This window comes from Legionella nautarum, from assembly GCF_001467895.1.
GTDB lineage: Bacteria > Pseudomonadota > Gammaproteobacteria > Legionellales > Legionellaceae > Tatlockia > Tatlockia nautarum.
Window position 1 is genome coordinate 27028 of record NZ_LNYO01000024.1, and the last position, 22267, is coordinate 49294.

Sequence of the window (22267 nt, forward strand, 5' to 3'; positions counted from 1 at the left end):
GAGAAAAAGATGTCTTTAGTGAAGCGTGAAAAGGGAGAGCAAAAATTAAATAAAATTGTTCTTGACCTACGTTCAGAATTGGAGGAAATCTGTTTGGATACACAAGAAAAACTTGCGAAAACCAAAGAGGATTTTAAACAACAATTAAAACACACTATTCTAGTTTTAAAAAATGAAATCGATCACGCAGATTTAATGAGCATGAAAAATTTAGAAACAATAAACGAGTGCAAAAATAATGAAGTTGATCAATTACAAACTCTAGTCAATGAAATGATTATGAAACTGGAAACAGGTAGTTATAAATCTAAAAACTAGCCTGTCTATTCGCAGGCTGGGTTTCTAGGCTTCAGTCTTGCGCAGGGTAACAAAAATGCACAGAGATAAAAATTCTGATGCCTCAGCACCGTAATGGAACCAGATAAAAGGAGATAGTCATCCTTATATGGGTGCCTTAATAGTTTGTTTAAAAGCCAAAGCCTGCTGCAAGCAACTAAGTTCTACGTTCTCTCGCTGATTCATATCCGCAATTGTTCTAGCTACTTTTAAAAGGCGATGATAGGCGCGAGCTGATAATTTAAGCCGCTCTAAAGCCTGACTTAAAAACTGCTGTTCTTCTTGTTGCAGAGCGCAGAATCGTTCGCAATCTTTTGTGTTTAATTCTGCATTCAAGCAAGCTTGACGCTTCAATTGTAACAAACGAATTTTATCTACGCGCTGCTTGATTGTCTGACTTTGCTCCACTTTCTCATCATGGGGTTTGACTAACTCGGCCTGTGACAGGGCTTGTACATTAATTTGCATATCAATTCGATCAAGAAGCGGAGCGGATAATTTAGCCAAATAACGATTTATACGATCCGGCGAACATAGACAATTAGCTTGGGGATTTCCCCATTGACCACAAGGACAGGGATTCATTGCGGCGATAAGTTGAAATTTTGCAGGAAATTCAATTTGCGCCGCTGCCCTTGAAATGCAAATATGGCCCGACTCCAAAGGTTCACGCAATGTTTCTAAAACACGAGTATGAAACTCAGGCAGTTCATCAAGAAATAGAACCCCATGATGGGCAAGTGAAATTTCACCGGGTTTGGGCGGATTACCTCCCCCGACCAAGGCCACTGGCGAAGCCGTATGATGGGGTGAACGAAATGGTGGATGGCGCCATTCATTATAATTGGGCAGTCGACCATGTATTGAGTTAATTGCTGCACACTCAAGGGCTTCTGCTTCAGTTAATTGAGGTAATAAAGTAATAAAACGTTTGGCTAGCATCGTTTTCCCGCTACCTGGGGGTCCACTTAATAAAATGCTATGACCACCGCAGGCTGCTATCTCAAAAGCGTGTTTGGCGTGAGTTTGCCCCTTTACATCCGACCAATCCATTGCAGCATGAGAAGAATCGGATTGTGGTTGAGGAGGGAGAGTTTGTAGGGGAGTATCTTGGCATAAATAACTGCAGACTTCACGAAGGTTGTTTGCTGCGTATACTTTGTTTGGTCCTGCGAGAGACGCTTCTTCGGCATTAGCTGCGGCGATAATTAATAATTGCTGGTCTCGACGAGCGGCAAGCACAGCAGGGATAATTGCAGAGACGCCTCGTAGGTTACCGCTTAGGGCGAGTTCACCAATAAACTCATGGGAGGCTAATTTGTGCAGAGGTATTTGTCCGGAAGCGGCAAGAATGCCAAGGGCTATAGGTAAATCAAAGCCGCTGCCCGATTTGGGTAAATCAGCAGGAGCCAGGTTAACGGTGATTTTACGGCAAGGAAAGTCAAACTGACTATTAATAATAGCACTACGTACGCGGTCTTTACTTTCTTTGACGGCTGTTTCTGCTAAACCCACGATAGTAAAGCTGGGTAAGCCATTCGATAAATGGACTTCAACGGAAACGGGTTGCGCCTGAATACCCACCGTAGAGCGGGTTTTGCTAAAAGCGAGATTCATGGATCTTCCTTAAGATTGGACTAAATTTACTTTGCTAAGCAGAGTTCCTATCCTTTAGCGAAAGTTTATCATTTCTGTTGTTATGACAGGATTAATGCTTTGCTTTTTTTTCTTTGCTTTGTTTTGCTGCTAACAAGGCATCGACCTGTTCTTGTAACGCGTCTAATTTCTCACGTGTTCTTGCTAATACTTTGGTTTGCACGTCGAACTCTTCGCGAGTAATTAAATCCATACGAGCAAAAGTTGCTTGCAGGATTTCCTTAAACTTTTGTTGGATATCATTTTCAAAATTTTGAAAGCTGGTTGGTAAGCTGGCGAACAGTTTTTTGGCCAAGTCATCGAAGTGTTTTGGATCGAACATTGCTAAATTCCCGCATAATAATTGTAATAGCGACAGTCTAGCAATGCTGAGCTAGTAATTCTACTAGCAGGTCGGCTGGAAGAGATTTTATTTTTCTGATAGGTTAACCTGCTATGGAAGAGAGTGGTTGTAAGGAAGCAGATGGACTCATACGAGCATCACCACTTATTAAGCTTTCTGCTCTTTCGCTGGCTTTAGCAGCCTCTTCTTGTTTTGGTGAAAAGAAAGCAGGATAAGAACTTTGAGACGTTTGAGGGTTTGTCTGTCTTCTAGGAATAGGGATAGGTGATGATGATTGGTAGGGTTCTTTAGGCATAATTTTTCTCCTTGCCGAGTTATTTATTAACAGAGCGGTTATATTTTAATTGATAATAAACAGCACAAATCAATTTTACAATAGCAATTATTTATAAATTTGCCCTCAATAAAATCTAATTTTTTTTAGGTCAATCGCAAACTTATCGTTATTTTCTGGGAATAAAGGTTGTAAATTCGAGGCTTAGTGCACAATAATAACTTTGCAAAATCAAATTCATTCAGTAAATGGAGATTTAGGTTATGAAGTTTGATGCCATGGTGCTTGGTGGCGGAATTGTTGGTGTATCAGTCGCTATGCACTTGCGCATGCGAGGTTGTTCAGTCGCTTTAGTTGATTTAAAAGCTCCAGGATCTGAAACCTCTTTTGGCAATGCCGGATTGATTCAACGGGAGGGAGTCTACCCTTATGCTTTTCCGAGAGATTTGCGCTCCCTGATTAAATATGCATTTAATCGTTCACCTGAGGTCAGCTATCACCCCGCTTCAATACCGAAATTGGCGCCTTTTCTATGGAAATATTGGTTTAATTCTCATCCTCAACGTCATGCTCAAATTGCTCGATCCTATGCAACCTTGATTCAACACAGTGTCAGCGAGCATCATCGCTTGGCTGAATTAGCTGGGGCTAAACATTTATTTCGGGCAGACGGATGGCTTAAAGTGTTCAGAACTACAAAAGTCCAAGATAAAGAAACACGATTTGCTGAAAAATGCCAGGCTGAGCATGGCATTCAATTTAAACATTTAACTGCGGCTTCATTACGTCTGGTTGAGCCTGATCTTGATCAACGCTTGGTTGGGGCTCTTCATTATACTGAATCAGAATCAGTGAGCGATCCTGGCAGATTAGTCGCTGCCTATGCAAACTATTTTGAACGCTTAGGTGGCCGCTTCTTTTTTGGTGATGCGCTTAGCTTAGCCAATCAATGGACCGTTAAAACTAAAGAAGGTCAGATCAAAGCCGATTCGGTTGTGGTAACTTTGGGACCTTGGTCAGATCTATTGAGTTCTCGACTTGGCTATCGTTTTCCACTGGCGGTCAAGCGTGGTTATCATATGCATTACAATGCTAGGCCAAACACACGCCTTACACATCCGGTATTAGACATTGAGAATGGTTACATGATGGTCCCGATGACACGTGGTGTTCGCATAACAACGGGAGCTGAATTTGCAAAGCGGGATTCAAAAAAAACTCCAGTACAACTTAATAGAGTAGAACCAATTGCACGAAGCCTTTTTCCTATTACCGAGCGACTTGAAGAATTACCCTGGATGGGCTCTAGGCCCTGTACAGCTGATATGCTTCCTATCATCGGTAAAGCCCCTCGTCACAAGGAGCTTTGGTTTGCATTTGGCCATGCACATCATGGACTAACACTGGGTCCGGTCACTGGACGCTTAATCGCTGAAATGATGACTGGAGAGGAATTACTAACTAATCCACAGCCCTTTAGTGCGAGTCGTTTTGGAGAATAAGTCTATGAAAATGCTGACAGCGATTATCAAGCCGTTCAAACTTGATGACGTACATGAGGCGCTAATGGAAATTGGCGTGCCCGGTATTACTATCTCGGAAACAAGAGGTTTTGGTCGCCAAAAAGGACATACGGAACTTTACCGCGGTGCGGAATATGTCGTCGATTTTTTACCTAAGATAAAAATTGAATTGGCTTTAGCCGATGATATGGTAGAAGCAGCAATTGATGCCATTTGCAAAGCAGCCCATACAGGCAAAATCGGTGATGGCAAGATTTTTGTCTATGAATTGCAACAGGTAGTACGGATAAGAACGGGCGAAGTAGGGGGGGATGCGCTTTAAGCTCGTCCGTGGAGTAGCCGCCTCACTCAACCCGCAACCAACTCTTTTGTAATAAATAACCACTCATCGCGACTTACAGGCGAAACCGATAAGCGATTGCCTTTACGAACGAGAGGCATGTTTTCAAGCTCGGGGTAGCGTTTTAAGGTATCAAGTGGAATAAGTTCTTTAAATTTCTCTTTGAAACGAATATCAACCATAAACCATCGTGGATTATCAGGATTACTCTTGGGATCAGGATGTTCGCTATTCGGATCAAAAGCCGTATAGTCAGGATAAGGTTTAGAGGTGACTTCGGCAATGCCAATAATTCCTGGTGGATTACAATTCGAATGATAAAACAGTACTTGATCACCAATTGACATCTCATTGCGGATAAAGTTACGTGCTTGATAATTTCGTACACCATCCCAATGAGTGGATTGATTAGGTGAAGCACGTAAATCGTCGATACTAAAACAGGACGGCTCTGATTTCATTAACCAATATTTAGTCATTTTCTTTCTTACTCCAGTATGTGTTTCGTTCGGTTATTATTGCTGTAAGGGGAATATCCCAAGTCTGTGGTTCAATATAAGGATAGTGTTGAAATTCATAAGCAACCCCAATAAGCATAGGATGATCTTCATTCGCTAAGGTTCGATCATAATAGCCAGCACCCATACCTAGGCGAGTGCCATAATGATCAAAAGCAACTAAGGGCATAAAAATAATATCAAGTAATTTAGGCGCTATAGCTTGAGATTTATCCACATCCGGTTCTGCAATCCCATATTGATTATTGACAAAGGCGGTTGCAGGGGTAGCGGGCAAGAATAATAAGGTTTTATCCTCTCTAAGGACGGGAAAATAGCAAAACTTCCCTTGAAGAGGAGCTGAGTTCCATAAACGATTTAGGCTGATTTCTCCACCAGTTGCTTGATAGAGAGCAATACGTTTCGCATGGCGGTATTGGTGTAAGTTGCTTATACGTGAGCATAGTTTAGCGGATGCCGCATGCTGATATTCGGAGGATAATTTTTCGCGTACCTGTCGACAACTTCGTCGAAGGGCAAGCTTAAAGCGATTGGGCATGGTTTGATTTTTCGTCATTTTTACTCGATTATTGCTCAGATGGATATCTAAGTTCAAGTTAGCAAAATTGAAAGATTTTTTTTTTCAGATCTAGGCAGAATGAAAAAAATAAGGTATATAGCGCAAAGTTATTGCTGTTATCTAGCTCATAGAATAAGTCAACCCTTGAGAGAGTGAAATGAGTGATATGTTTGAAGAAGATGATGATTTAGTAGAGAGTGATTCATTTGCTAGTCCTGTCGAAGATGTGGATATTGATATAAGCGAAAACTCAACAATGGATGCGCGTCGCCGACTTGAGAATAAATTGGATGACTTGCGCTTAGAGGCTGAGCTTAAGGATGAATTTGATGATGATTACTAAGCACTAATGCCTACGCTCATTTTTATTCAAGAAAATGAGGCTGATTTTTCTTTTGCTCTTGATGATCGCATTTTTCTAGGGGAGGGGCTTTTTGAGACAATCCGGATTGTTGAGAAAAAGCCTTGTTACCCTGAGGCCCACTGGCAGCGGTTAAAAAAAGCGGCTGCTTTTTTGGGTTTAGCATTCGAGGTCAGTTTTGATCTGTGGCTCGAAAAACTTAAGCACTGTATCCACATAAAAAAATTACAAGAAGGGGGCATTAAAGTTATTCTTAGTGGTGGTAGAGCACCAAGGGGTTTAGTTGCACAAGGTAGCGAAACTTATCTTCTTTTTAACGCATTTCACTATAATAGAAATTCACAACCGCTCGAACTAATTAGTGCTCCTTGGCGGCGCGATGCAAAAAATCCCATTTATCAATTGAAATCGCTAAATTATTTAGAAGCGATTATTGCCCGTCGCGGCGCTGAGGCAGCGCAGGCCGATGAAGTCTTATTTTTTAATTTTCAAGATCAGGCTACTGAGACTTCTGTGGCTAATTTTTTTATCATCAAAAATGATTGCCTGATTACTCCTCCCTGTCATAGCGGTGTTTTAGCTGGAATAATCAGAGAGCGATTATTGGTTCTTTGCAAACAAGGGGGGATAGATTGTTCAGTCCGTGAATTACCTAAAGAGAACATAATGCAAGCCGATGCCGCTTTTACTTGTAATGCCTTACAAGGAATCCAGCCTGTTCGTTCTTTTGATGGACAGATGTTTAATATAAACCATCCTTTACTCTCCTTACTTGTACAATTATTAGCAGAAGATAAGCGCTAACTATTTTTATGACGATAGCGGCTGAGCAGCTTAAATAAGAAAAAAAGTAACGCTAAACTAAGCAGAGTAAGAAGACTGATATTTTTATAAAAGGGAGCTGGACGAGTAAGCGCATCCATCCCTGCATGCCCGCAATAAGTGTAAATAATTTCACCTGGAATTAAAAAAATAAAGGTGGTTATTACATAATGACTAAATTTGATGCGGGTCATTCCTAAACTATAATTCACTAAACTAAAAGGCACGATAGGTAGTAAGCGAAGCAAAGCAACCGATTGCCAACCGCTGCGTTCCACTCCTGAAATTAACTTTTCTAACTTAGGCCCGCGTGTAGCAGCCAACCAATCAATGGCCAGATGGCGACTAATGCAAAAAGCAGATGCAGCTCCAAGTGTTGCCCCCAGCAAATTAAATAGAGTGCCTAGTAAGGGGCCAAATAAAGCGCCTCCCGCAAGTGTCAAAACCATAGTAGGTAGAAGAAAAATGCTTGCAAGACAATAAATCAATAGAAATAAAATAGGTGCTAGCCAACCTAATCCTTTAATCTTATGAAGGATAATTGGTATTTTCTCTTGAAAAACTGTCGTACAGATGATGAACGCTACTATTATTAATAGAAGAGCAAGCGTTTTCAGATATTGATTTTTAAGCCACATGCACAACACTTTATTACAGCCCGGTATTTTGGGCAAGCATGAAATAGATCTATTGCAATGACAAAGGCAATTAAGTAATGCTAGATTTTAGACTAATCTCTTTGGGGACTAAAAACATGTTAGAAAGGAGTTGGCAGAGATTCTTGGCAAAGCCGATGTATTGGCTATTTAAAACCATTTTAAGTGCATGGTTTCAAGTAACTGTCAGAAATGAGAACAACCAGCTAGACAGCCCTACTATTATTATTGCGAATTGCACTTCGAAGATTGATCCGCTGCTACTGGCCTTATTTTTTTCTGAGCGCTTAAGTTTTGTATTACCGCCGCAACTCGCCAATAAGTTATGGATTAAGATTCTGAGCGTATTAGCTGAAGTGATATTTCTTGATCTATCTCAGTTGTCAGACAAGGAATTGCTAATCAATGCGCTTCGAACTGAAAAATCCTGGGTATTATTTCCTCAAGAATTCACAAGAGAAGTGAAGAGTTTTGATGATTATGGCTTTGTCTTGGGGCAGCTGCAGAAGAAAGTTAGCCCCTTGCGTATTGAAGGCGCCCAGCATAGTTTTTTTTCTCTTGCTAAAGATAAGTACGCCATTCATTTTTTTCCCAAAATTACACTTCATCTAATGAGAGAGCTCTCTTTTATTCCTGAACAGAATAAATCGATAGATGAAAAACGAATAGGCAGGAAGCTATTCCTCCTAATGAGCGAAATGAGTTTTGCTAATTTTAATCCAGAAAAATCCCTTTTTAGCGCGATACTTCAAGGTGCGAAACATGCCAATAAACAATCGGCCCTGATTGAAGATAGTAAGCGCCAGCCTATCTCTTTCCGCCAATTTATCGCACGTTGTTTTATTTTAGGACGACAATTTAAAAAGGAAACCCAGGTTGCTGAGATAGTCGGTGTAATGATGCCTTCGACTATTGCCGGGATAATTAGTGTTTTTGCTTTACAAGGATATCGACGTGTCCCTGCGATGCTAAATTTTAGCAGCGGTTTTTATAATCTCTATTCAATTTGTCAAATTGCGGGGATTAAAACGATTTACAGTTCGCGTCAATTTATTCAAACAGCTAAGCTTGAAGCTTTAGTTGGAGAGTTAAGCGCTGCGGGATTTAAATTAAAATATCTTGAGGATTTTGCCCCCCAAATTAACTTAGCTCAAAAAGTTGCAGGTTTGTTAAAAGCTTTATTACCTAATTTAACCTATTCTCTAATCGGTAAAGCCGTTAAACCTACGGATACTGCTTTAGTGCTATTTACTTCAGGCTCAGAAGGTGTGCCTAAAGGAGTACCCTTAAGTCATAAAAATATTTTAGCCAATTGTTATCAAATGATGTCGCGAGTGGATTTTTCTGCTCAGGATATCTTTTTTAATGCCTTACCTATTTTCCATTGTTTTGGTTTAACTGCAGGATCTATTGTGCCTTTGCTGTCAGGAAATTCTTGTTTTTTCTATCCTTCGCCTTTGCATTTTAAATTGATTGCGAGACTAGTTTATGAAACTAAAGCAAGCATTTTCTTCGCCACGGATACTTTTTTGACAGGGTATGCCCGCGCGGCTCGACCGAAAGATTTTAGTTCCCTGCGTTATATTTTCGCAGGAGCCGAAAAAGTGAAACCCGAAACTATACATCATTGGCAAGAAACCTTTAATGCTCAAATCTATGAGGGCTACGGCGCTACAGAAGCTTCACCTGTGATTTCACTCAACTGTCCCCTCGCATCGAGAGAGGATAGTATAGGTTTAGCTTTACCAGCTATCGAATATCGAATCGAACCTGTCGAAGGGATTGCAGAAGGGGGGCGGCTGTTTATTCGCGGCCCCAATGTGATGGCTGGTTATTTGACTGCGGACACAAACAAATCCATTGAAAACGATGGATGGTATGACACGGGTGACATTGTCAGTACAGATGAGGATGGATTTTTATTTATTAACGGTCGTGTGAAGCGTTTTGCTAAATTGGGCGGTGAAATGATTTCTTTATCAGTAGTTGAATCAATTGCTTCCGCCTTGTGGCCAGAACAATTGCATGCTGCTTTAAGTAGAAAATGTCCACGCAGAGGGGAGCAAATTATTCTCTTCTCAGAATATTCTGAGGCTAGCAAATCGGCTTTTGTCCATCATGTACATTCACAAAAGTACCCTGAAATACTAGTTCCCCAAGCTATTTTTTCAAACGTTAAGATTCCATTATTAGCCTCAGGCAAAATTGATTACCCTTCTTTGGAGCGCAATTTGGCGAGTTTTTTCTCAGACCCACCCTCGACAGAAGCAAGTTTTTTATGATTTATTAAGATATCTTAAGAAAACCTTAAGATTTTACTGATATGATGAAATTATCAAATTCTCTTCGGAGCTAATCATGGCAAAGGGCAGCAGCACTTTAAATATTTTAGGAGGCTTAATATTAAAGTCGACCAAGCCTGGAAATGCACAAGAAAAAAACAAGGTGCGTGATGCAGAAAAAAAGAAAAAGCATGCTCCAGCACAAACTGCTAATTTTTCCGCAAATCCTGTTAGCGCTCCGGTTCGTAATCCTATCAAGCCAAATGAATTAAACATGGCTGATGAATTAAAAGGAATTCTTACCCCTAAAAAGGGCGGACCTACCCTTACTCCCAAATCATAAATACCTCTTACAAAATTTAGCTAATGAGTATTGACCTCGGCCCAACAGATTCTTTGAGATGAGAAAAGCCCTGTTTAACCTTGTTCCTTTTCTGTCCCCTTGAATTCTCATCCCTGGACGATATACTTAATTTATATTGTTTTTTCTCATTCTGAGGTTTTTATGGCAGGTTTTGCTGAAACATCGCACTGGCGGGACTCCGCTAGAAGTGCTCGTTTCTTTTTAGTGGATGCAAGAGCCGCTTTCCCCATTTTCCTGTTTTTAATGCATATAAGAGTTTGGACGGGTATTTTAGTACTTGTCTCAGCTGTCTTTTTTGGCATTATCGAACACTATGGGTTTACCGTTCCCGTTTTTTTGCGTTGGCTTAGAAGTTTGCTGGCTGGCTCTCTGCGTTCATCACAACCTTGGTGGAAATAATAATGGAAACCGATATTCGTAAATGTATGATTAAAATTGCAGCAGCCTTAAATGCTAAATTTTATTTAAACGATCGTTTTGTTAGTTTTGAAGAAGTATTTGCGGATACTGGTTTACTACCCGCTATAGCTCGCCGTGCGGATCAACTCTGCTCGCTTTGTCTTGGCTATGGTTTAGGTGCAACCTTCGATGAGGCAGAAAACGCCTTGTTAGGTATACGTGTAGTGTTTGATGAGGTTACCCCTAACTCCTTGCGTTTATTATGTATGACGGATGTATTAAATGAATTAATTCAAGGGGGTCCGAGTAAAGACTACACTCCTTTAGACGAGTTAATGTATGATTAGTTGTTTTTATCAAACAAAGTGTAAAAAAAGTGAAAGTTTAACCCTCTTTAAGTTTATCTTAAGGAAATGTTTGGTATGTTTATACTAAATTAGAATTTGGTATTGGAGTACCTTTTATTATGGCTATAAATCCGTACGCTCATTTTAGTAAGCTACAAAAAGAGCAAAAAGAAAGTTCTACGCAAGAAAGTTCTGAGAAAATTCCAACAACGGAAGGAGCGGAAGCAGCACGTGGTGTCAGGACCTTATATACCCAAACCGAGAAGATGGACGCGATTCGGCCTAATGAAATGAATAGTTTAGCAAAACGGATTTTAAAAGATTGTTACAATACAATTCATAGTTATACAAGCGGTAATAAGATTAAAGAGACACAAGGGGCCAAAGTTGAAGCTGGGCAAGAAGAAACAACTCCAAGCTCACCAAGCTTTAGATAACAGTACTCAGCGTTAGACGCTGAATGCTGTTATAATTTCGTTAGAAACTTAATTTTATCAGTATGGATCTGATGTACCCCTTATGAAAGATGAATTAACAAAAGAACAGGCCAATGCCATCCTTGCCGCTTTAGATGAAGCATTGGAGACAGGTCCTTGGGAAGAATCAAATTTTTTACGTGTTATAGGTAAGAATCTTCAAGAAATACGTGATAAATTTGCTTCTCATCTTAGTGGTGCCCATTCGGATGCCCCCAAAATCGAAACCCACCATGTTAATCGCGTAGTACCGCGCCCTGGTCAGTTAGAAGTCTTTATTTCCCTCTATTCTTCTGAGGGATCTAACATACAATCTTGGGAGCGTCTCCTTGCTAATTTATCGCGCCAAATTATTTCACGGCCAATCTATGCTGATGAAGAAGCAATCCAATTTTCTATTAAATCAAAAGAAAACAAAGCGAATGAAGCCTATGTGGCTATTTATATCAATGAGGCAGACTTATTAACAATGTCACCTGATAAGGTGCCCCTAGATAAGTTTGGTAAGCCTTTGCTGACTCTTAAAGGTCATGCGATCAATTTGGAGAGTATAACGCGATTTGTTCATCTGTCCGGTACCTATCATTATTTTAAAGGGCGCTTAGTCAAAAATACTCAATCAGACTAAGTTGAATCTCGCACGGCACTAAAACAAAGTATATACTTGAATTTATAATCAGTTTATTGAAAATTGCATGGCTCAACAATCACAACAGCAAGGCGGTGGTAACAATGATAATTCGATGGCACCTGTATGGATTATGGTGTTGTTGTTCCTTACTGCCTTTATTATTTGGAAAAGCGCGCATGAGTATATCGTTGCTTTTGTGTTTTATCTAAATGTATTGCAAGCCAAATTGGTGAGTTATTTTGTTAGCAATCCTCAATTAGAAAACAACGTTTATGTCATGCAGACCATCGATCCGGCAACAGTTGATTGGGATCAATTTGTTGGCTTAACTCGAAGTGTAGGCGATTACATTCGCTATCCCGTTGTTGCAATTCTCGTTCTACTCGCTATTTTTCTCTATAAATCGGACATTACTCTTAAGTTTCGTAAAGCCCATAATATGAAAAGCTTACGTGCACAGGAACAGCATAATTGGCTTGCAATTATGCCGGTCATCAAAGAGGATTTAACCAATAGTGATATTAATAAAGGCCCTTGGGCTATGGCGCTAACCCCTATGGAATTTGCACGTAAATATCATCTTCTAAAGAAAGAGGATGCTATTTTAGATAATCCTGTTCCTGGACAAGAGATGACTGCTGGAATCAAAAAAGGGGATGCTAAAAGAGTATTTACTTTGCAATTAGGGCCTTATTGGGATGGATTCGAGCGCTGCTCTCCTCAGGCCTATGCTTTAGCAGCCGTGTTTATGGCGCGCATGAATCGCGATAGGGATTCAGCTAACCTCATCCTAGAGACACTTGATAAAACCTGCACAGCTGGAAAACCAGATTTCAGTGTAGCAAGACCGGTATTAAGGAAATACCAGAATTCGGAAAATGTGCAAGAAATTATAGCGAAACATGCTTACCTCCTAACCGTGCTAGCTTCTCTGATTGAGGGGGCACGGGAGGATGGTGTAGTCCCAACTGCAGAATTTTTGTGGTTAAAACCTCTCGATCGTCGATTATGGTATATGCTTAATAGTATTGGTAGGCAAACCCCTTTCGTAGAAGTGGGTGGGCCTTTTGCCCATTGGCGAGCTGAAAAGGAGATGGGTAGGCGTTCACTAGTGCCGATGATTGATGAAGCAATTAAAGCACTCGAAATTGCTGTAAAAGAAGTTAAGTTGACCCCAAAAGAGTTGCAGGAGTTAGAGCCCTAATGCGTGGTATAGATTCGCGTCATGAAATAGATCCTACTTTATTGCTAAGGGACACCCGGACTCTTGGCCAACGGATGGGCGACTTTTTTTCTGACCCAACTAATGTATCTATTGTCTTAGTTTCCTTAGCGGCTATTGCTTATTATCTTTCTGAAATTTCAAGTTTAGTTCTGGTCCTAGGATTTTTATTTTTTCTTTTTAGTTATTCGCGCAAACAAAAATTACCTTTCAGATTGCCTCAAATTGCTGGCGTGAAAGATTACAATGACTTAAAGCCTGGAGTGGGTACACCCAATATTGCGCGAGGTATCGCGTTTTTTGGTAATGACCGAAAAACCAATGAAGAATTATGGTTTGCTAATGACGATTTAAGAACCCATGCGCTCATTTTCGGCTCTACCGGTAGCGGTAAAACGGAAGCTTTGGTCTCACTTGCTTATAATGCTTTAGTGCAAGCCAGTGGTTTTATTTATGTCGATGGAAAAGGGGATAACTCACTCTACGCCAAAATATTTTCCATGGTACGCAGCATGGGTCGCGAAGACGATTTATTACTGATTAACTTCATGACAGGCGCTCGCGATATTATTGGCCCTCAAGAAAAACGTCTATCTAATACCTTAAACCCTTTCTGTCAGGGTTCTTCGAGTATGTTAACTCAGTTAGTAGTCAGTTTGATGGGATCTTCCCAGCAGTCATCCGATGGCGATATGTGGAAAGGTCGTGCGATTAGCTTCGTGGAAGCGCTGATGAAATTACTCGTTTACATGCGCGACGAGGGCGCTATTTTACTTGATGCAAATACCATAAGAAATTATTTTGATTTGCAGCGTTTAGAAGCAATAGTGATCGATAAAGTCTTCCCACGTGATGAACAGGAAAGTATTAATATTGAATCAGTACCGAAGCTAGTTACAGACCCCCTTCGTAACTATGTTTTCAACTTACCAGGTTATAATAAGGAAAAAAAAGGTAAGCAAGTTTCTCAGGTTTTGGAGCAACATGGTTTTATTACCATGCAGTTGGTACGAGTATTTTCATCCCTTGCTGATACCTATGGCCATATCATTAGAACTAACTTAGCAGAAGTGGACTTCAAAGACGTCGTACTTAACCGACGTATCCTCGTTGTTTTGCTACCTGCTTTGGAAAAATCACCCGATGAATTATCCAACTTGGGCAAGGTTATTGTCTCTTCTTTAAAAGCGATGATGGCTGCAGGTTTAGGAGACCAGGTCGAAGGTGACTATCGCGACGTTATTTTACGAAAACCAACCAATTCACCGACACCTTATATGTGTATTTTGGATGAGTATGGTTATTACGCTGTACAAGGTTTTGCTGTTGTGCCAGCGCAGGCGCGTTCCCTTGGCTTCTCAGCTATTTTTGCAGGACAAGATTTGCCTGCGTTCCAAAAAGCATCAAAAGAAGAAGCGGCTTCAATCGGTGCGAACACTAACATTAAAATTTGTATGAAGCTTGAAGACCCCTCAGAAACCTGGGACTTTTTCACCAAAACCGCAGGCGAAGCCTATGTAACCAAAGTGGATTCATTCCAAACCAAAGATACGAGTATTGCCAACAGTTATATGGATACGAAAAGTTCTTCTTTTGAAAAAAGAGCCCGTATTGATTTATTAGATTTAAAAGATCAAACTGAAGGTGAGGCGCATATCTTTTTCAAATCCAAGATTGTGCGGGCGCGGATGTTCTATGCTAATCCGTCACCAGTTAAACACTTAAAGTTGAATCAATTCCTAAAAGTCGAGCCGCCACCTGATGATTATTTAATTAAATTACAAAAACAACTTGCTGGCTTCCAGCAAGTATTGGACAGCGGTAGTCTCAGTATCGACAAAACCGTTGAAACAGAAGAAATTAACTTAATTACAAAAGCATTGCACGAATCAAATATCACTGAACCTATTGAACGCGGTGTAGCAGCCTTACTGGCCTTCCATGGTTTCAATGAACCTGAGCCTATCGAAGAACTAGTTGAAGAAGAGGAAGAAGGGGCCTTGACCATCTTTAGTAGACTGCGTCGTTCTGGAGTGAGTTTACCCTTATTGGTTAAAGACACTGAGCAGTTTTCATTGCCCTTGTTACCAATTAATGAGACAAGGAATTATCTTTCTACTGTTGAGCGAGCTAGTGGAGCAAAAGATAAATATGCTGGAACAGTAGCCAATGAATTAATCAAAGATTTTCAAATGGCAACCAGTTATCCCCCTTACGAGCGTGATGCGATCAATCCTGAGGACTTAACACTCATGGTGAATGAGCTTTCAACTAAGATTGTCAGCGAGCGAGAAAAAGCAAAGGCTAAGGCTCAAGAAGAAACTTAATTATAAAAATTTAAAATCGTAGAGATTCACCAGCGTTGGACTGTTGTTATCAGATCTAATAATCCTGATAGAGCAAATATTGCTTTCTTTGGCATGGAACTTAGCTTAATTAGTAGAATTTTCAAGAACTGCTTGTAACGTAATGATTTGTATGTTTTTATTTCATTACTGTGAGTAGATCTATATTTAATGAATCTGAGGGGTTTAGGTGAGACGATTGCGTGTTGGTTTATTTGCTGTTTCAACATGGCATGTTGTTACTCTACTTGCACTTATAGCCCTGACAGGGTGTAAGGTAAAGGTCTATCGACCTTTAGAGAACGAAGCGTTGAAGTTACCCTATAAAGTAGAAGGTGCAGAAGATAGGGCAATAATAGGATTACAAAAAAGCCTTAAGCGCTGCGGTGTTGCCGTTATTACTATAGGTCAAGATTATTTAATTAGCATTCCTTCTGCTTCGTTGTTTCCAAACCAATCTCCTCAATTAACTTGGGCTTCTTATGGTTTACTCAATAATGTGGTGCGGTTTTTAAAGCAATTCCGTAAAGTTGCAGTAAATATTACCGGTTTTAGTGGGAAATATGTTTCCGAGAGGCGGGAACATGCTTTAACATTAGCGAGAGCAAGGGCAGTTGGCGATTATTTATGGACACAAGGTATTGATAGTCGTTTTATTTTTACCGAAGGAATGGGAAGTGATAAACCAATAATGGGCTTTACCCGAGAAGGTGATAAAACGCCTAATTCACGCATCGAAATTACTTTCAGAGATGCAATTGTTTAGATGAGGCAACGATGAGTCGAGAGACTTGGAAGACAATAATAAACTCTAAATCCTTTTATGTTCGCACTTATCGAACGGGGGGAAGAGCCCTTATTGTCTCGTTGATTATCAATATATTATTAGGACTGGCTATTTACTTCCTCTATTTCCACCAACCTGAACGTGATTTTTATGCGACTAGTGGCATTACTCCACCAGTTCAATTAACACCAATGGATGAGCCGAATTATTCGACGACTCCGTTGCTTGCACCTGATCCAATTGAGAATGAAACCGTAAAGGTCATACCGCAATAATGAGGAAATTATGGCTCAAGATGCTCTAACTGCTGTTAAACTGAGAAATGAGTTTTATCGTGACGGTCAACGTAAAATAATATTTGCTTTGCTATTTTCTGTTCTTATTAATTTTATTTTGGCCTCGCTTTTGGTTTATATGTTAACGCATCCGCCTGCTCCGAAATATTTTGCGACAAGTATCAGTGGCCGAATTACTCCTTTGTTCCCTTTAGATGAGCCTAACCAATCAGACTCAGCGGTGTTGCAATGGGCAAACCAAGCCGCGATTGCAGCATTTACCTATAACTTTGTGAATTATCGTGATGAACTACAAGCTTCGTCTGGATTTTTTACTGCAGATGGATGGACACAGTTTTTGAATGCTTTACAGCAATCCAATAACTTAGATGCAGTAAAAGCAAAAAAACTGATTGTATCGGCGGTGGCTACGCGTGCTCCGATCATTTTGCAAAAAGGTTTATTAAATGGAGTTTATTCTTGGCGAGTACAAATGCCCATTTTGGTCACTTATCAAAGTGCTAGTGAATTTTCTCAACAAAATAATGTGGTGACAATGTTGATAACACGGGTATCAACCTTGAATTCTCCACGTGGTATTGGTATAGCTCAGTTTGTGGTAGGCCCTGCTAGTGGTGGAATAGGTCAATGAAGAAAAAGAAGAATTTATTCCCTTTCATTGGATTGACTATAGCATTCATAGCTCATTCAATCTCTTTCTCAGCGTATGCGTCTGCGGAGACTGATTCCGCACAGCAGGCGCTGCAGCAGCTTCGTCTTTTACAACAACGCTTATCACAGTCAGGTATAACCCCTCCGCAACCCGCTGCGGGAGCCAACCAACCAGCTCAGCCTAATAGGGCGGCTAATGCAGCTAACCCACCTGCTCGGAGAGGGGTAGCCCCCCCTCTTGCAGCCGCGGGCGCTAATCCTGCCGCCACAGGGGAAGCAGACGAAACTGTCTTATCTACTGAAGATACTGAATTAATTGATATTAAGGCTTTTGAAGGGGTAACTAGACAATTATTTCCGCTTACCCCTGAGCAGATTCTTCGCTTGAAGCAATTGTATCAAGCTAACGAATTTGCTGAAGCCTCTACGGCTGGAACACCACCAAAACCGACGGCAACCTCACAAATTGTCAACTTATCACCAGGCTCTACCCCGCCTGTAATTCGTTTATCTCAAGGATTTGTGTCTTCATTGGTTTTTCTAGATTCAACTGGAGCTCCTTGGCCAATTAGCGCCTATGATTTAGGCGATCCTTCCGCTTTTAACATTCAATGGGATAAAACAAGTAATACCCTCATGATTCAAGCCTTAAAATTATACAATTATGGCAACCTTGCCGTGAGATTACGTGGTTTAAATACCCCTGTCATGCTAACCCTTATTCCTGGCCAGAAAGCAGTAGACTATCGAGTAGACTTAAGAATTCAAGGCTTCGGCCCTAATGCCAAAACAATGCCAATGGAAGAAGGGTTGCCTCCCAGTGCAAGCGATGTTCTTTTGCATGTGCTCGATGGAGTGCCTCCAGCAGGAAGTCAGCGCTTAACAGTAAGTGGCGGAGATGCGAGGGCATGGATAATTAATGACAGAATGTATGTCAGAACCAACCTTACAATTTTGTCTCCAGGCTGGATAGGAAGTATGACTAGCGCCGATGGTATGCATGCTTACGAGATGCAAAAATCGCCAGTGCTACTCGTTTCATGGCATGGAAAAGTCATGCAGCTCAAGGTAGAAGGGTTATAATCAAATGGCAGGTAGAAAAGAGAATCTTAAATCGCTATTTACAAATACTCGGACACGAGTGATTATTGTGTTCACGGCGATACTGCTAATTACTGCAGTAGTTATTGGTTTTTTCAAATTAAAGGTCTCAAATGAAATAGGTAATGTTTCATCGAATGTATCCAATGCGCCAGGCATTCAATCCATTCCTGGTGCATTAAATCCAACTGTGCAATATGCGAAATTGCAACAAGCCCAAAATGTCAACCAAGCAGCTTCTGCACTGAAAACAGGTGGAAGTGCGATTCCTACGATTATCCGTACCCAAGAATTAGGAGAGGGCGTACAACCGATAGATCAACCACCAAGCGGCCAAGGGGGGGTTGGCTTTGCAACCCTAGCCCGTGAAGATGAAGCTGGAGCCCAACGTAACGACTGGCTACAAACTTTGCAAAATAGCAGTTGTAGTAAAGCTGCTGTTGCCACTGTAGTAAGCCAGGGCGCCAAGCTGACGGATTTAAAGGCAGGCTGTACTTGTACGCAATTAAAAGCTAATGGCTATCAGATCGGCGATCTACAACAAATTTGCTCATGCAAAGAATTAAGGGCAGCGGGGTTTAATTCTCGCCAGCTAAAAGATGCTGGCTTTACGGCAGGCCGATTACGCCTTTGCGGATTTGATGCTTGCGAATTACGGAATGCAGGTTTTACGGCCCAACAAATGAAAGATGGTGGTTTTTCTGACGGCGAGTTAAAAGGGGCAGGCTTCTCCGATGATGATATTGCGAAAGCAAGCGGCTTACCTAATGGCATCAGTGAAGCAGATGTTCGCAAAGCAGATTGTCAGGTTGATGCGTTAAAACGTTTACGTGCATCTGGGGTTTCTGCGGCAGCAATTCGCCGGATAAATGGTTGTAGTGCAGCTCAATTAAAAGCGGCAGGCTATACTGCTGCCGATCTAAGAAATGCTGGCTTTAGTGCTGCCGACCTCAAAAATGCTGGTTTTAGTCCTGCGGAACTTAGACAGGCAGGTTATGGCGCAAGAGATTTATTGAATGCAGGATTCAGTCCTGACGATCTTGCTAACGCAGGTTATACACCCGGTGAAATCTCATCGGCCGAATCTGAATTGCCTCCTGGAATTAGCCCTGCAGATATCAAGAGTGCAGGTTGTGACGTTGAGGCGCTTAAGAAAGAACGTCTTGCAGGGGTCAGCGCTAGGCTAATTAAACAATATGCTGGTTGTAGTGCGAAGGCACTAAAAGACGCAGGTTTTACTGATGCCGATTTAGCGAATGCAGGATTTGCCCCTGCCCAAATTCGTGCAGCAAGTCTTAGTGATGATGCCATTCGCGCCGATGATTGCGATCCTAATAAATTGAAAGTCCTTTTTGCTCAAGGTGTCTCTGCTGCAAGAATTCGTGCTTTAAATGGCTGTAGCGCTGCACAATTAAGAGCTGCTGGCTATGATGCAAAACAACTTGCGGCAGCTGGTTTTACTCCTCAGCAACTTTTAGCAGCGGGCTTCACGCCGGATCAGGTGCGAGGAGCATTAACTGATGATGCTATTCGCGCCGATGATTGTGATCCAGCAAAACTCAAGCAATTGTTTAATCTTGGTGTATCTGCAAAACGCATTCGAGATTTAAACGGTTGTAGTGCTGCGGCTCTAAGAAATGCGGGTTATGGTGCAAAAGAACTATCCGATGCAGGTTTTACCCCTAAAGATTTATTGGATGCTGGTTTTAGCCCTGACCAACTCAGGCAGGCTGGGGTAGGCGGTGCGGCGGTTATCGCTGCAGGACGGACAGCAGATTGTAGTGTTGCTTCTTTACAAGCAGCACGTGCGGCTGGTGTGTCAGCAGCTACAATCAAACAAACCTTAGGTTGCAGTGCGGCAGCGATGAAAGCTGCGGGCTATACGGCGAAAGAATTAAGAGATGCTGGTTTTACTGCGGGTGAGTTAAGAAATGCAGGCTTTAGTGCTGCGGATCTTAAAAATGCTGGATTCTCTGCGAAGGAACTGCGCGATGCAGGATTTTCTGCTGCAGATCTTAAAAATGCAGGCTTTAGTGCTAGAGATTTAAAAGATGCTGGTTTTGGTGCCGCAGCTCTACGTCAGGCTGGTTATTCTGCAAAAGATTTAGCGGATGCAGGCTATTCTGCTGCGGATTTAAAGAATGCAGGCTATAGCGATGCTGAGATCAAGAACGCTGGGCTGACTACAGAAGTTGCAGGTTTAGGAGGTGCTAATATTCCTGCGACTGTTCCTTCTAATGTGTCCCCAATTCCTGCCCTGCCAGGTTTACCTGGACAAGCACCTAATGCTGCAGTCACTGCCCAGGCAGCAAATGCTAAAAAACTCCAAGATATTTTAAGAAAGCAAAATCAACAATTAGCTGACCAAAAATACCAGCAAAAAATTCAACAGCGCACTTCTCAGATGCTAGGAACGGCAAATCAATCTCTCAATGCTTGGCAGAAAGTAACTACACAAACCTATGTTTCCGGTAATGAGGAGAAAAAGAAGTCCTCAACGACTACAGAAATACACCAATCTTCAATGCCGTCAGGTCCTGGGACGGAGGGAGAAAATGCTCCAATCAGACCACAGGGAGCTATAATTAAAACAGGTGATGTCCTTTTTGCAGTGCTTGATACTTCAGTAAATAGTGATGAGCCAGGTCCTATTCTCGCGACAATTGTTTCAGGTAAATTAAGAGGCGCAAAATTAATTGGCAGTTTTAACTTACCCACCAATGCCGAGAAGATGGTGATTAGTTTTAATACCATGTCTGTTCCTGGTGCTCCTAAAACGACTTCAATCAGTGCTTATGCAATTGACCCGAATACGGCACGTACAGCCTTATCAAGCAAGACCAATCACCACTATTTATTGCGCTACGGCTCTTTGTTTGCCTCCTCTTTCCTTGAAGGTTTTGGTAATGCGTTCCAATCAGCAAATACAACTGTAACGATTGGGGGTACTGGTGGTGGACAAAACGTAACCGTCCAGAATGGCATTGGCCGCTCAGCGCTGCAAAATGCGGTAATTGGATTAGCAACACTCGGAAAAGCATGGGGACAGGTTGCTCAGCAGCAGTTTAGTACGCCAACGACTGTCGAAGTTTATTCAGGCACTACTTTGGGGATATTATTCACTCAAGATGTGACCTCACTTTAACATGATGAGCAGGTAAGAAATGGCAGATAATGAGTACAATGATGAATATCAGTTCGCTGATTTAGATTCAATGGGTTCGGATCATTTAGGTGATGAGGAGCCTATAGCCGGCGGCGAAGATCCAGGAGGAAAGCAGCCTCGTCAAGGTAAGAATATTTTGCGTAATGCCTTAATTGCTGTCATTTTAATCGTTCTTGCCATGCTGGGATATAAATTTTTTGCCTCTTATTGGGCCAATCGCAAAGCGGCTGACGAGACTATTGTTCCTACAATAACTACGACGACTCAATCTACGCCACCTGTGGAAACACCACCTGTTCAGGCCGTACAACCTGCTGCTGCACCCGTAGAGACACCGCCGCCTCAGCCAACGGTAGATAATTCGCAAGTCACTCAAAAGCTTTCTGATTTAGAGATCTCACAGCAGAACGTTCGTTCTGAAGTCAATTCAGTGAATAGTCAATTAGGTGGGATCAATTCGAATGTGAATGATCTTTCTGAAAAAATTGCTAGTCTTAACCGGGAGATTAGTGTTCTGGCGAACAAAGTTGATCAACAATCCAACCAAATTGCTATACTTACAGAGAGGACAAAACCAAAGCCTCCACCGGTTCGCACCGTTGTTACAAAACCAATCACTATACCCATTTATTATATACAAGCTGTAATACCTGGGCGAGCTTGGTTAATTGCTCCAAATGGGTCTACACTTACCGTTAGAGAAGGAACCCAAATTACCGGTTACGGTGTAATTAAATTGATTGATCCTAATCAAGGACGCATCTTAACCAGCTCAGGACGAGTGATTAGGTTTAGTCAGCAAGATAGTTGAG

25 protein-coding genes are annotated in these 22267 nt (G+C 41.5%); 19 read left to right on the plus strand and 6 right to left on the minus strand.

Annotated elements, in window-relative coordinates; genetic code table 11:
- Positions 1 to 9 precede the first annotated feature (9 nt).
- Entirely contained in the window at positions 10 to 318 is a 309-nt protein-coding gene (locus Lnau_RS11965) for a hypothetical protein (RefSeq protein WP_058505386.1), read from the plus strand.
- A 123-nt stretch (positions 319 to 441) separates the two neighbouring features.
- Here the strand turns inward: Lnau_RS11965 and Lnau_RS11970 are convergent, their stop codons facing one another.
- The 3 genes from Lnau_RS11970 to Lnau_RS11980 form a co-directional block, all read right to left on the minus strand.
- A complete protein-coding gene (locus tag Lnau_RS11970; protein WP_058505387.1) occupies positions 442 to 1953 on the minus strand; it encodes a YifB family Mg chelatase-like AAA ATPase in 1512 nt (503 codons plus the stop codon).
- A gap of 91 nt (positions 1954 to 2044) precedes the next feature.
- Positions 2045 to 2314, minus strand: a complete 270-nt coding sequence (ubiK, locus tag Lnau_RS11975; protein ID WP_058505388.1) for a ubiquinone biosynthesis accessory factor UbiK — start codon at positions 2312 to 2314, stop codon at positions 2045 to 2047.
- A gap of 103 nt (positions 2315 to 2417) precedes the next feature.
- Positions 2418 to 2630 carry a hypothetical protein gene (locus tag Lnau_RS11980; protein WP_058505389.1) on the minus strand — a complete coding sequence of 71 codons (213 nt, stop codon included), beginning with the start codon at positions 2628 to 2630 and terminating at the stop codon, positions 2418 to 2420.
- A 242-nt stretch (positions 2631 to 2872) separates the two neighbouring features.
- Here Lnau_RS11980 and Lnau_RS11985 point away from each other — a divergent pair, with 242 nt between their 5' ends.
- Positions 2873 to 4111 (plus strand): NAD(P)/FAD-dependent oxidoreductase, encoded by a 1239-nt coding sequence (locus tag Lnau_RS11985; protein WP_058505390.1) that lies wholly within the window; start codon positions 2873 to 2875, stop codon positions 4109 to 4111.
- Positions 4112 to 4115: 4 nt separating this feature from the next.
- The gene (locus tag Lnau_RS11990) at positions 4116 to 4454 is read left to right on the plus strand and encodes a P-II family nitrogen regulator (protein ID WP_058505391.1); all 339 of its coding nucleotides are present in this window, start codon (positions 4116 to 4118) and stop codon (positions 4452 to 4454) included.
- Between the two features lie 26 nt (positions 4455 to 4480).
- On the opposite strand, the gene Lnau_RS11995 is transcribed toward Lnau_RS11990, so the two are convergent.
- Together Lnau_RS11995 and Lnau_RS12000 are read right to left on the minus strand one after the other, a co-directional pair.
- The gene (locus Lnau_RS11995) at positions 4481 to 4951 is read right to left on the minus strand and encodes an EVE domain-containing protein (protein ID WP_058505392.1); all 471 of its coding nucleotides are present in this window, start codon (positions 4949 to 4951) and stop codon (positions 4481 to 4483) included.
- Positions 4944 to 5546 carry a 5-formyltetrahydrofolate cyclo-ligase gene (locus Lnau_RS12000; RefSeq protein WP_238585976.1) on the minus strand — a complete coding sequence of 201 codons (603 nt, stop codon included), beginning with the start codon at positions 5544 to 5546 and terminating at the stop codon, positions 4944 to 4946. Before Lnau_RS12000 ends, Lnau_RS11995 begins: the two co-directional genes overlap by 8 nt.
- Positions 5547 to 5706: 160 nt before the next feature.
- Here Lnau_RS12000 and Lnau_RS16015 point away from each other — a divergent pair, with 160 nt between their 5' ends.
- Positions 5707 to 5892, plus strand: coding sequence for a PA3496 family putative envelope integrity protein (locus Lnau_RS16015; RefSeq protein ID WP_065240298.1), 186 nt, complete (start codon positions 5707 to 5709; stop codon positions 5890 to 5892).
- A gap of 6 nt (positions 5893 to 5898) precedes the next feature.
- Positions 5899 to 6714, plus strand: coding sequence for an aminotransferase class IV (locus tag Lnau_RS12005; protein WP_058505393.1), 816 nt, complete (start codon positions 5899 to 5901; stop codon positions 6712 to 6714).
- Here Lnau_RS12005 and Lnau_RS12010 read toward each other — a convergent pair.
- Complete coding sequence (locus Lnau_RS12010; RefSeq protein ID WP_058505394.1) at positions 6711 to 7370, minus strand: TVP38/TMEM64 family protein; 660 nt, start codon at positions 7368 to 7370, stop codon at positions 6711 to 6713. The two genes, Lnau_RS12005 and Lnau_RS12010, sit on opposite strands and share 4 nt — an antisense overlap.
- Before the next feature lie 116 nt (positions 7371 to 7486).
- Here Lnau_RS12010 and Lnau_RS12015 point away from each other — a divergent pair, with 116 nt between their 5' ends.
- The 14 genes from Lnau_RS12015 (at position 7487) to icmG (ending at position 22266) form a co-directional block, all read left to right on the plus strand.
- Positions 7487 to 9670 (plus strand): AMP-binding protein, encoded by a 2184-nt coding sequence (locus tag Lnau_RS12015; protein ID WP_058505395.1) that lies wholly within the window; start codon positions 7487 to 7489, stop codon positions 9668 to 9670.
- A 76-nt stretch (positions 9671 to 9746) separates the two neighbouring features.
- Positions 9747 to 10013, plus strand: a complete 267-nt coding sequence (locus Lnau_RS12020) for a hypothetical protein (protein ID WP_058505396.1) — start codon at positions 9747 to 9749, stop codon at positions 10011 to 10013.
- 162 nt (positions 10014 to 10175) lie between these two features.
- Positions 10176 to 10433: an IcmT/TraK family protein gene (gene icmT / locus Lnau_RS12025; RefSeq protein ID WP_058505397.1), complete on the plus strand. Its 258-nt coding sequence runs from the start codon at positions 10176 to 10178 to the stop codon at positions 10431 to 10433.
- A 2-nt stretch (positions 10434 to 10435) separates the two neighbouring features.
- Positions 10436 to 10780, plus strand: coding sequence for a type IV secretion IcmS family protein (locus tag Lnau_RS12030; protein WP_058505398.1), 345 nt, complete (start codon positions 10436 to 10438; stop codon positions 10778 to 10780).
- 119 nt (positions 10781 to 10899) lie between these two features.
- Positions 10900 to 11217, plus strand: a complete 318-nt coding sequence (locus tag Lnau_RS12035; protein ID WP_058505399.1) for a hypothetical protein — start codon at positions 10900 to 10902, stop codon at positions 11215 to 11217.
- A gap of 82 nt (positions 11218 to 11299) precedes the next feature.
- Complete coding sequence (icmQ, locus tag Lnau_RS12040) at positions 11300 to 11884, plus strand: Dot/Icm secretion system protein IcmQ (protein WP_058505400.1); 585 nt, start codon at positions 11300 to 11302, stop codon at positions 11882 to 11884.
- 67 nt (positions 11885 to 11951) lie between these two features.
- The gene (gene icmP, locus Lnau_RS12045) at positions 11952 to 13091 is read left to right on the plus strand and encodes a type IVB secretion system coupling complex protein DotM/IcmP (protein WP_058505401.1); all 1140 of its coding nucleotides are present in this window, start codon (positions 11952 to 11954) and stop codon (positions 13089 to 13091) included.
- Entirely contained in the window at positions 13091 to 15436 is a 2346-nt protein-coding gene (locus tag Lnau_RS12050) for a TraM recognition domain-containing protein (RefSeq protein WP_058505402.1), read from the plus strand. Before icmP ends, Lnau_RS12050 begins: the two co-directional genes overlap by 1 nt.
- A 208-nt stretch (positions 15437 to 15644) precedes the next feature.
- Positions 15645 to 16220 carry a type IVB secretion system protein IcmN/DotK gene (gene icmN / locus Lnau_RS12055; RefSeq protein WP_133134860.1) on the plus strand — a complete coding sequence of 192 codons (576 nt, stop codon included), beginning with the start codon at positions 15645 to 15647 and terminating at the stop codon, positions 16218 to 16220.
- Positions 16221 to 16231: 11 nt separating this feature from the next.
- The gene (gene icmM, locus Lnau_RS12060) at positions 16232 to 16516 is read left to right on the plus strand and encodes a type IVB secretion system protein IcmM/DotJ (RefSeq protein ID WP_058505404.1); all 285 of its coding nucleotides are present in this window, start codon (positions 16232 to 16234) and stop codon (positions 16514 to 16516) included.
- A gap of 10 nt (positions 16517 to 16526) precedes the next feature.
- The gene (locus Lnau_RS12065) at positions 16527 to 17168 is read left to right on the plus strand and encodes a type IVB secretion system apparatus protein IcmL/DotI (protein ID WP_058505405.1); all 642 of its coding nucleotides are present in this window, start codon (positions 16527 to 16529) and stop codon (positions 17166 to 17168) included.
- Positions 17165 to 18271 carry a DotH/IcmK family type IV secretion protein gene (locus tag Lnau_RS12070; protein ID WP_058505406.1) on the plus strand — a complete coding sequence of 369 codons (1107 nt, stop codon included), beginning with the start codon at positions 17165 to 17167 and terminating at the stop codon, positions 18269 to 18271. Before Lnau_RS12065 ends, Lnau_RS12070 begins: the two co-directional genes overlap by 4 nt.
- 4 nt (positions 18272 to 18275) lie before the next feature.
- Positions 18276 to 21434, plus strand: coding sequence for a type IVB secretion system protein DotG/IcmE (gene dotG / locus Lnau_RS12075; RefSeq protein WP_058505407.1), 3159 nt, complete (start codon positions 18276 to 18278; stop codon positions 21432 to 21434).
- Between the two features lie 19 nt (positions 21435 to 21453).
- Complete coding sequence (gene icmG / locus Lnau_RS12080) at positions 21454 to 22266, plus strand: type IVB secretion system protein IcmG/DotF (RefSeq protein WP_058505408.1); 813 nt, start codon at positions 21454 to 21456, stop codon at positions 22264 to 22266.
- Position 22267 lies beyond the last annotated feature (1 nt).